Source organism: Streptomyces sp. NPDC051133 (assembly GCF_040682635.1).
Classification (GTDB): Bacteria; Actinomycetota; Actinomycetes; order Streptomycetales; family Streptomycetaceae; genus Streptomyces.
Genome location: NZ_JBFBBK010000003.1, coordinates 169,294 through 179,075, shown reverse-complemented (window position 1 = coordinate 179,075; position 9,782 = coordinate 169,294). Strand labels below are relative to the sequence as shown.

The window sequence follows — 9,782 nt, the reverse complement described above, 5'->3', positions numbered from 1 at the left end:
CGACTCCGGAACCGCCAGGCACGCCGCCGGCCCCCGCCCCGGACGAGGCGCCGCCCGGTGGTCCGCCCGTCCCCGATCCCGGGCTGGAGCGCTGGCGTCTGGTGCTCGGTGCCGCCGCCGAACGCTGCACCGGGCCCCTGCACAACGCGTCCGCGGCCCGCGACGCCGCGCTGGAGTGGCTGTACGGCCGCGACGAGGACCTGCGCCGCCGCGGGGTGCGCCGCGGTGCGGCCGACTCCCGCCGAGGTGGCAGCGGGCCGTCCCGGCTGACCGCCGTCGACTGGCTCGACGACATCCACCGCCTCTTCCCGAAGGAGACCGTGGAACGGCTGGAACGCGACGCGGTGGAGCAGTACGAGATCCACGACATCGTCACCGACCCGGACGTCCTCGCCCGCGTCGAGCCCAGCCAGACCCTGCTGCGGGCCGTCCTGCGCACCAAGCACCTGATGAACCCCCAGGTGCTGGCGGCGGCCCGGCGGATCGTCGAGACGGTCGTACGGCAGCTGATGGAACGTCTGCAGCCGGAGGTGCGCCGGGCGTTCACCGGCTCCCGCTCCCGCCACCCCAGCAGGCTGCCGCTCGCCCGCGACTTCGACTTCCGTACCACCATCCGCGCCAACCTCGCCCACTACCAGCCCGAGGAACGCCGCGTCCTCATCCAGCGGCCGCACTTCCACTCCCGCACCCGCCGCCACCTGGAACAGTGGCAACTGGTGCTGCTGGTCGACCAGTCGGGCTCCATGGCCGGCTCGGTGATCCACTCGGCGGTCACCGCCGCCTGCCTGTGGAGCCTGCCCGGACTGAAGACCCACCTGGTCGCGTTCGATACGTCGGTGGTCGACCTGACCTCCGACGTGACCGACCCGGTGGACCTGCTGATGCGGGTCCAGCTCGGCGGCGGCACGGACATCGCCCGCGCCGTCGACTACGGCGCCTCGCTCGTCGAGAACCCACGGCGCACGATCATCGCCCTCATCTCCGACTTCTACGAGGGCGGCGACCCCTTCCGCCTGGTGCGCACCGTGCGACAGCTGGTCGAGCAGGGCACCACCGTGCTGTGCCTGGCAGCCGTCGACGAGGCAGCAGACCCCGTCTACGACCGGAACCTGGCCGGACGGCTGGCCGCGGTGGGCGCCCCGGTCGGGGCGATGACGCCGGGCCGGCTCGCGGAGTTCGTCGCGGAGCGGATCGGCCGGGGAGGGCAGGCCCGGTGACCCGATCCGACCTGCTGGCGCTGACACCCGACACGCTCTCCTCGCTCGCCAACCGGGGCCTGGTCAAGCGTGCCGAGAAGGACGTGACGGCGGGCTCCGGCCCGGTGGTGACCACCGGCGACGACGGCACCGTACGCGGCGTCTTCCCGGACGGCACCGAGACCGCGCTGCCCCCGGGCCGCGGCCTGGACACGGCCGACTGCACCTGCGCCGCGGCGGGAGTCTGCCGGCACCGGATCGCACTGGTGCTGGCGTACCAGCGCGGCGCGCCGGACGAGGAGCGGTCGGAGGGGGAGCCCCTGGTGGTCTGGTCGCCCGGCGAGTTCGACGACGACGCGCTGACCGCCGCGCTGGGCCGCACCGCCCTGACCGCCGCCCACCGGACCCGCGCCCGCGGCTACACCGCCCGTGTGCACCGCCCCACCGCCGAAGACCCGGCGCCCCGCGTGGAACTGCCCACCTGCACCGTCCGCTTCCCGGTCCCGCGCGAGCTGGGCTACGCGCTCACCGACGCGGCCGCCGCACTGCGCGGAGAGGTCGTCACCCTGGCGGTGTGGGCCTTCCGCACCGCGGACGCCGAGCAGGCGACCGACGTGTCCGTCGGAGGCCGTACGGCGGACAGTGGTGCGGTGGACGGCCGTACGGTGAGCGGCCGCACGACCCTCACAGCCGCCGCGGGCGAGGCACTGCGCGCGGCCGTCACGCTCGCCGACGAACTCCTCGTGGACGGCGTGCAGCAGGCGGGCCCGGTGTTCACCGGCTCGCTCCGTCGCGCCGGGCGGGCGCTGGCCGCCACGTCCCAGCACTGGCCCGCGGGCGCGGTGGCCGACCTGCGGGCACAACTCGACGCCTACACGGCCCGCGCCACCCGCTACAGCCCCGAACGCCTGGCCCTGCTCCTGGCCGAACTGCACGCCCGGCACCGTGCCGCCGGCCATGACCCGGTGGGGGTGCTGGGCACCGCGGAGGCACCGGAGACGCCCCTGAGGCGGGTCCGGCTGGTGGCGCTCGGCTGCCGGATCGGCGGCACCGCCCGGGACCGTACGGCGCACACGTACTTCGCGCACGCCGACGCCGGCCTCGCGCTGGTGCTCCGCAAGCGCTGGGACCTGACGGAGGACCAGTCCCCGACGGGTCACGACCTGTCCGCGCGCCGCCTGCTCGGCTCCCCGCTGCACGCGCTGGCCACCGCGAACGTTGTCAGCGAACACACCACGCGCGCCGCCGACCGCACGGTCACCCTCGCCCGTGGCCGGATCGCCGCGACGAGCATCACGCCGGTCGGCTCGGCGTGGACCGAGCTCCCGGAGAGCCTGCTGCTGCGCGACACCGCCGCACACCTGCGGGCGGCCGCCGAGCGCCCGCCCCGGCTGATCCGCCCCAGGGTCGAGGCGGACGCCGTACGGGTGGTCATGGTCGACGCCGTCGAGGAGATCGGTTACGACCCCGCCGCGCAACGTCTCGAAGCGGTCCTCCGCGACCCGGCCGGGAACGGCGTCCATCTGCACGCCGAGTACAACCCGCTGTGCCCCGGCGGCCTGGACGCGCTGGCCGCCGCACTGGCCGACGACGGGATCCGCGCCGTCAGCGGCACACTGGGCCGGGACCGTGGCCGTACCGTGCTGGACCCGCTCGCCGTCCTGACCGCCGGGGGAGTGACCGTCCCCGATCTGGCCCCCGGAGCGGGCGGCACCACGCTGAGAACGGCCGTGCACCGCACGGCCGACCCGATCATCACGGCCTTGGAGACCGGGCTCACCGCCCTGGCGGACACGGCCCACCAGGGTCTGCGCCACGTGACGGCCACGACCCGCACCGCGCTCGCCGCCGGCGCCGGCCACCTGCACCGCACCGGCCTGCACACCGCGGCTCGCCACCTGGACGACCTGGTCCGCATCCTCCACGACCAGGGTGCCCCCGCCGCCGCCCCGCACTGGGTGACGGCCCAGATCCACCTGTCGACGAGCCTGGACCTGCACCAGGAGGAGGGCTAGGGGGAGCCAGGCCGGGGACGAGAGCCGGTCCGGCTACAGGTCGAGGACGACGTCGCCGGTGGGCCGGCTGCAGCAGACCAGGACGGTGCCGGACTCGGGGAGTTCGAGGGGTGGGGTGGTGTAGGCGGTGTCGCCGGTCACGAGGTGGGTGACGCAGGTGTGGCAGACGCCGGTGCGACAGGACCAGCGGGTGGGGATGTCGCAGGCTTCGGCGAGCTCGAGGAGCGAAGCGCGGGCGGGCGACCACGGGGTGGTGATGCCGCTGCGGGCGAAGGTGACGGAGGGGCCGGTGCCCGGTGGACCGGGGGGCTGGTGGGGCCGTACCGCGGCCGTCGGGGCGACACCGGGATTGACGGCGGACAGGGCGTTGAACTGTTCCGTACGGATCCTCTCGGGGCGCAGACCGTGCTCGCGCAGGTAGCCGCCGATGGCGTCCATGAAAGCGGTCGGGCCGCAGACGTAGGCGTCGGCGTCGGCGGGAATTCCCATGGCCACGAGTGAGCGGGCGGTCGGCCGCCCCCGGGTGATGTGGGGCTCGTCGGGCCCTGAGGTGGCCGCGGCGGTGTAGTAGATGCACTCGTGGGCGTGGGGGAGTCGGGCCAGGAGCGCGTGACTCTCGGCCGCGAAGGCGTGGTGGGCGCGGTCGTGCGCGGTGTGGATCCACCAGAGGGGGCGTGGGTCCCGTGCGGCGGCGAGCCGGTGGAGCATGGCCAGTACGGGGGTGGCACCGATGCCCGCGGAGGCGAGGACGACCGGGCGGGTCCCCGCTTCGAGGACGAACGTCCCGCGGGGGGCGGCGATGTCCACGAGGTCCCCGGGGTGGAGCGTGGCGTGGATGTAGCTGCTGACCCTGCCGTGGGGCTCGTTCTTCACGCTGATGCGGTACGTGTCGGCCGTGGGCGCGGAGGACAGGGAGTAGCTGCGCACGGTGGGGGCGGCATCGCCGACGGCGAGGCGGACGGAGAGGTACTGGCCCGGGCAGGCCTCGGGCAGGTGGGTGCCGTCGGTGGTGCCGAGGTAGACCGACGTGACGGTGGGGGTCTCGGGGACGATGCGGGCGACGCGCATGGTCCTGAAGCCCGGCCAGGCCGGCTCCGCTTCGGGCCGCCGTGCGGCGGCGAGTTCACGGAAGGACTGCTGCCATCCGGGGCTGAGGGCGGGGATGTTCAGCGCCCGGCGCAGCTTCGCGGGATCGCGGTCGGGGAGGTAGAGCAGTGCGTCGGTGTCGGCGACGCTGAGTGCTTCGGGCCCCCTGCGGGTCAGGGTGATCTCGTCGCCCGCGCGCACGCGTCCCTCGGTGATCACGCGCAGATAGAAGCCCGGCCGGTGGTGGGCCACCAGCAGGGACGCCATGGCGGGTTCGCCCAGGCGCATGCCGACGCGGTAGCAGGTGACGCGCGGCTGGGTGACTTCGAACTCGGCCTCGCCGATGCGGTACCGGTCCCCGATGCACACTTCGTCGTCGGGCAGGCCGTCGACGGTGAAGTTCTCCCCGAACATCCCGAACGTCAGGTCGTCGCGGCGGAGTTGTTCCTGCCAGTACCGGTACGACTGCGACTGGTAGACGAGAACGGCACGGATCTCGCCGCCGTGCCCGGCCAGGTCGCCCTGGCCGTCCCCGTCGACGTTCAGCCGCCGCACCATCCGGGGGCCGTCCACCGGTGACTTCCAGGCCCCGGTGCGGACGGTCCTTCCCTGCCAGGCGACGTCCTCGGGCATCCCCACGTTGACGGACAGCAGAGTTGCCATGCGGACCTCCTAACCGGTAAATGCCATGTTGACAGGGTAGATGTGTCTTCTTCCGGGAGGCCGGCGATTTGACCGCACCCGCCGTGGTGCTCCTGCAGGGCTTCCCGACCAGCTCGCACATGTTCCGGCACCTGATCCCGGCGCAGCTGGCGTCTCGCCCTTCAGGCCCCCGACCGCATCACCGCGATCGTCACCCAGAACGGCAACGCCTACGAGGAGGGTTTCGTCAAACCCTTCTGGGACGGCGTCTTCGCCTACGCCAAGGCTCCGGGAGGCAACTGGTGCCACGACCAGGCTCTGCTCGACCGGCCCGGCAACGCCGAGATCCAGCTCAGCCTCTTCCGCGACCATCCCGCCAACGTGGACCTGTACCCCGAGGTCCACCAGTACTTCCGCGACTCCTGGGTGCCGCTCCTGGTGGTCTGGGGCGCGGACGAGATCTTCGGCCCCGACGGCGCCACCGCGTTCCGCCAGGACCTTCCCGACGCCGAGATCCACCTGCTGGAGTCCGGGCGTTTCGCCCTGGAGAGCCACCTGGGCACCATCACCGAGCGCATCCGCGACTTCCTCGGCCGCGCCCTCACCTGACACCCGGGACGCGGCGGCCGCCGAGAACCACCCGCCGGGGTGCAGCCACCCGCACACCCTGCCACCGTAAGGAACCGCCATGGGATTGTCCTGGCAGCGAGGCCCGCTCAGCATGGTCGTACCCGATGCCCACCGGACGCCGACGAGGCCGGAAACCCGCTGACCCCGCCGGGCGTCCTCGGGCCGTCGCCGGCCGGGCCCCGCCGGGGCGCCGGCCGGCTCGTCGGGCGGCGGCGCCCCGGGCGGCCGAGGGGCGGTGTCAGGGCAGCAGGACGGCCTTGCCCCGGTTGTGGCCGGCTTCCAGGTCGGCGTGCGCCCGTGCCGCATCCTCCAGGGGATAGGTGCGCCAGATCGGCACGGTGAGCCGGCCGGCGGCGGTCAGCCGTACCAGCTCCGGCAAGGGGTCCCCGGCCCGGCCGGAACCCCCGGCGCTGAAACGCACACCGTGCTGCGCGGCGGAGGCGTCGGCGATGGTGATGACGCGTGCGCCGGCACCGGTCAGGGCGACCGAGTCGGCGAGCACACCCGCCCCGGAGGCGTCGAAGACGAAGTCGACTCCCTGCGGCGCCGCGGCCTTCACGCGCTCCGCCCAGCCGTCGCCGTAGCGGACCGCGGTGGCTCCGAGTGTGGTGACGCGCTCGATGTCGCGTTCGCCGGCCGTTCCGACGACGGTGATGCCACGGGCCACGGCCAGCTGCACCGCGACGAAGCCCACGCTGCCGGCGGCGCCGTGGACGAGCAGGGTCTGACCCGCCTGCACGCCCAGCTGCCCCAGGACACGGAACGCGGTCTCGCCCACGGTGACCAGCGAGGCGGCGACCTCCCACGTCAGCGCCTCGGGCTTGGCCACCGGCCGGCCGAGCAGGGCGTACTCGCCGTAGCTGCCGCCGACGGTGTGACCGAGGACCTCGTCGCCCACGGCCGCGCCGGCTCCCTCGCCGACGGCGTCGACGACACCGGCCGCGTCCAGGCCGGGCGTCACGGGGAAGACGGCAGGGACGGCGCCGGCCATGAGCCCGGACCGGATCTTCATGTCGAGCGGGTTCACGGAGGCGGCCCGCACCCGGATCCGGACCTGACCCGGGCCGGGCTCCGGCGGGGCCACGTCGGACAGCCGCAGCACCTCAGGCGTGCCGTACTCGGAGAAGGTGATCGCTTTGGACATCAGGAACTCCCGGATGATGACGAATGGGGAAGAGGACCGCACGCCCCCGGCTCACTGTGCGGCCCCTTCGGTGGGGCCGCCGCTCAGGCGGTGAGGGTGGGGTAGTCGGTGTAGCCGCGGTGGTCGCCGCCGTAGAAGGTGGACGGGTCCGGCGAGTTGAACGGGCCGCCGGCGGCGAGGCGCCGGGGCAGGTCGGGGTTGGCCAGGAACAGCGCGCCGTAGGCCACCATGTCCGCGCTGCCGTCCTCGACCAGCCGCAGTGCCTCGGGGCCGGTGGCGTCGGGGTGGGTGAACGGGTTGAGGACGAACGTGCCGGGCCAGGCCTTGCGCAGCCGGGAGGTCAGGTCGCGGTCCGGCCCCTCCAGCAGGTGCAGGTAGGCGAGGTCCAGGCCGGCGATGCGGTTCAGCAGCGCGGCGTAGACCTCGCCCGGACCGTCCTCGGAGATGTCGTTGTACGGGTTCCCGGGCGAGATCCGCAGGCCGACCCGGTGGCTGCCGATCGCCTCGGCCACGGCCGTGACCACCTCGACGGCGAACCGGATCCGGCCCTCGGTGCCGCCGCCCCAGGCGTCGGTGCGCCGGTTGGTGTTGGGGGCGAGGAACTGGTGGATCAGATAGCCGTTGGCACCGTGGATCTCCACGCCGTCGAACCCGGCGGCGACGGCGTTGCGGGCCGCGGCGGCGAAGTCGTCGACGGTCCGGCGGATGTCCGCCTCGCTCAGCTCCCTCGGCGTCACGAAGTCCTGGGGACCCGCGTGGGTGAAGACCTGGCCCTCGGCGGCCACCGCCGACGGCCCCACCGGCACGAGACCGTCGGGCAGCAGGCTCGGGTGGCCGATCCGGCCGGTGTGCATCAGCTGGGCGAAGATCACGCCGCCCTCGCGGTGCACGGCGTCGGTCACCGTCCGCCAGGCCCGCACCTGCCCGGGCGTGTGCAGGCCGGGCGTGTCGGGGTAGCCCTGGCCGACCGGCGAGGGCTGGACGCCCTCCGTGACGATCAGCCCGGCACCGGCGCGCTGGGCGTAGTACGTGGCCATCAGCTCGGTCGGTTCGGCGCCGGGCCCGTAGGCGCGGCTGCGGGTCATCGGTGCCATCACGACGCGGCTGGTCAGGCGCTTGCCGCTCAGGTCGATCGGATCGAAAGCAGTGGTCATGTCTTCTTCCTCGGGTTCCTCGGGGTGAGTGGTGCTCTGCGGCTCGGGCCTCGGGGAGGCCAGGCCCACACCGGCAATTGCCTGTCCGAACAAGTAAATCACCTGTCCGAACAGGTAAATGCGGTGGATGCATTCCCGGGCGGTCATGTGACGAGCGTCACGGCCTGTGAGCTGCCTTCCGTTGAGTCGGGTTCCCGCGCTGCGTGGGCCGCCGGATCCCGAGAGCTAGGATTGATTGCTCGGGCAGGGAAGTGAGGTAAAGAGATGACACAGTCCACGCCGGACCCCGCGCAGGGGCGCTCGGGGGCGGCTCAGGAGGCCACCGTCCCAGTGCCGACCGCGGCCGGCGGCGGTCCGATCAGCCACGCGATCTTCCGTCTGGCCCGCTTGCACCGCATGTTCGCCGGACAGCTGCTGCGCCGCATCGGCCTGCACCCGGGTCAGGAACTGGTCATGATGCATCTGTGGGAGCTCGGCCCCCAGCGGCAGGCCGACCTGGTGCGCCTGCTCGACTCGGACGCCGCCACCATGACCCGCACCGTCCGGCGCCTGGAACAGGCCGGCTTCGTCCGCCGCCGCCCCGACCCCACCGACAAGCGCGCCTCGCTCATCGAACCCACAGCGGCGAGCCAGGCACTGCGCGGCGAGGTCGAGCGGGTCTGGAGCCGGCTCGAGGACATCTCGACCGCGGGCCTTTCGGACCAGGAGCGCACAGCCGCCCTGCGCACGCTGGAACGCCTGGAGGAGAACCTCGTCCAGGCGGCCACCGTTCCCCCGGACGCCCTCACGGAGCGGTAGGGGCCACGTGGCGGCAAGGGCCGCTCAGGCGTTGTCAGTCGGGTCGGCGCGGTCCGCGTGCGACGATCGGGCGGCTGCCGTCGTGCGGCAGGACGACGAGGAAACACCAGGAGGCGTCCTCGACACGGGCCAGGCCGATCGTCGTGGCGGCGTCGAATGCGTCGATCGCGGCGCCCGCGCCCTCGGTGAGGGTGTCGAGCCCGGCATAGTGCCGGGCCAGGGTCGCGGTGGGGCCATGGAGCCACAGGCCCACCTTCGCGCCTTGCGTCAGCCCGGTGAGGAGGTCGTCGCGAGCCTGTCCGGGGGCGGCGGCGAGGACCAGGTCGTGCAGTCGTTCCTGGGCACATGGCTCGGTCGGTGCGGCGGCAGCCTGCCGGCGGCACTGCGGACACGCCTCGGGGTCCTGAGACGCGAACAGATGCCTGTAGCGGGTGACCTGGTCCTCCGGGATGCCGCACAGCGTTCCGCCGTCCGCCATCGCGTGCTCGACGCCGGGAACCCCGTCGTGCTCGCCCGCACCGAATCGGGCCGGTTCGCGGGCGGTTGCGAAGGACCAGCCGTCGGCGGAGGAATCGATCACGCGCACCAGCATGTCACGGCCGCCCGTGCAGGCGTGGCCGATCGGGCATGGCCGTACCGCTGCCCGCCGCGATCGAACGAAACCGTCCGTACCGGCGTCTGCTGACTGTGAAGACTCATATGTTCGACAGTCGCGCCGTGTTGATGACGCTCGTGGGCCTGGTCGCCCTGACGGGATGTTCGACCGCATCCGCAGCCGGAGCGAAAACCACCACCAGGAACGAGGCGATCACCCACCCGGTCACGGTGAGCGCGGACGATCGCACCCTCACCGTCCTCGCGGAGTCCGGTGGGTGCGACGGCCTGCCCCGGCTCCGCGCGTCCGAGACGGCCGAGGGCGTCGTACTCACCGTGCGCATCACCACACGCACGGGACCGGACGTCGCCTGCCCGGCAGACGCTCGCTTCGGCCCGGCCCGCGCGACCCTGCACGAACCCCTCGGGACGAGGACCGTGACCGACGGGACGACCGGCCGTCGGCTGTCCGTCCGCGGAAGGTGACCGGGCCGTCCTGACGCAGGATCAGGTAGCGTGCCCA

8 protein-coding genes and 1 pseudogene are annotated in these 9,782 nt (G+C 73.4%); 5 read left to right on the top strand and 4 right to left on the bottom strand.

The window, feature by feature from the left end; genetic code table 11:
- Positions 1-101 precede the first annotated feature (101 nt).
- Positions 102-1,217 (top strand): VWA domain-containing protein, encoded by a 1,116-nt coding sequence (locus AB0N17_RS05195; protein ID WP_366009751.1) that lies wholly within the window; start codon positions 102-104, stop codon positions 1,215-1,217.
- On the top strand, positions 1,214-3,211 hold the full coding sequence (locus AB0N17_RS05190) for a hypothetical protein (protein ID WP_366009750.1): 1,998 nt from the start codon (positions 1,214-1,216) through the stop codon (positions 3,209-3,211). Before AB0N17_RS05195 ends, AB0N17_RS05190 begins: the two co-directional genes overlap by 4 nt.
- A 33-nt stretch (positions 3,212-3,244) precedes the next feature.
- On the opposite strand, the gene AB0N17_RS05185 is transcribed toward AB0N17_RS05190, so the two are convergent.
- Entirely contained in the window at positions 3,245-4,960 is a 1,716-nt protein-coding gene (locus tag AB0N17_RS05185; RefSeq protein WP_366009749.1) for an MOSC and FAD-binding oxidoreductase domain-containing protein, read from the bottom strand.
- Positions 4,961-5,028: 68 nt separating this feature from the next.
- Here AB0N17_RS05185 and AB0N17_RS05180 point away from each other — a divergent pair.
- Positions 5,029-5,548 (top strand): annotated as a pseudogene (locus tag AB0N17_RS05180) (hypothetical protein).
- A 259-nt stretch (positions 5,549-5,807) separates the two neighbouring features.
- On the opposite strand, the gene AB0N17_RS05175 reads toward AB0N17_RS05180, so the two are convergent.
- Both AB0N17_RS05175 and AB0N17_RS05170 read right to left on the bottom strand, forming a co-directional pair.
- Entirely contained in the window at positions 5,808-6,713 is a 906-nt protein-coding gene (locus AB0N17_RS05175) for an NADP-dependent oxidoreductase (RefSeq protein WP_366009748.1), read from the bottom strand.
- Positions 6,714-6,796: 83 nt separating this feature from the next.
- Positions 6,797-7,867: an alkene reductase gene (locus AB0N17_RS05170; protein WP_366009747.1), complete on the bottom strand. Its 1,071-nt coding sequence runs from the start codon at positions 7,865-7,867 to the stop codon at positions 6,797-6,799.
- A 264-nt stretch (positions 7,868-8,131) separates the two neighbouring features.
- On the opposite strand from AB0N17_RS05170, the gene AB0N17_RS05165 reads away from it, so the two are divergent.
- Positions 8,132-8,665 (top strand): MarR family winged helix-turn-helix transcriptional regulator, encoded by a 534-nt coding sequence (locus AB0N17_RS05165; RefSeq protein ID WP_366009746.1) that lies wholly within the window; start codon positions 8,132-8,134, stop codon positions 8,663-8,665.
- Between the two features lie 34 nt (positions 8,666-8,699).
- On the opposite strand, the gene AB0N17_RS05160 is transcribed toward AB0N17_RS05165, so the two are convergent.
- Positions 8,700-9,245 carry a hypothetical protein gene (locus AB0N17_RS05160; RefSeq protein ID WP_366009745.1) on the bottom strand — a complete coding sequence of 182 codons (546 nt, stop codon included), beginning with the start codon at positions 9,243-9,245 and terminating at the stop codon, positions 8,700-8,702.
- A 137-nt stretch (positions 9,246-9,382) separates the two neighbouring features.
- Between AB0N17_RS05160 and AB0N17_RS05155 the strand changes: the two genes are divergently transcribed.
- Positions 9,383-9,745 carry a hypothetical protein gene (locus tag AB0N17_RS05155; protein ID WP_366009744.1) on the top strand — a complete coding sequence of 121 codons (363 nt, stop codon included), beginning with the start codon at positions 9,383-9,385 and terminating at the stop codon, positions 9,743-9,745.
- Positions 9,746-9,782 lie beyond the last annotated feature (37 nt).

Excerpts from the sequence above, each read along its gene's own strand:
- AB0N17_RS05185 (WP_366009749.1), bottom strand. The coding sequence starts at position 4,960 with ATGGCAACTCTGCTGTCCGTCAACGTGGGGATGCCCGAGGACGTCGCC.
- AB0N17_RS05175 (WP_366009748.1), bottom strand. The coding sequence starts at position 6,713 with ATGTCCAAAGCGATCACCTTCTCCGAGTACGGCACGCCTGAGGTGCTG.
- AB0N17_RS05170 (WP_366009747.1), bottom strand. The coding sequence starts at position 7,867 with ATGACCACTGCTTTCGATCCGATCGACCTGAGCGGCAAGCGCCTGACC.
- AB0N17_RS05165 (WP_366009746.1), top strand. The coding sequence starts at position 8,132 with ATGACACAGTCCACGCCGGACCCCGCGCAGGGGCGCTCGGGGGCGGCT.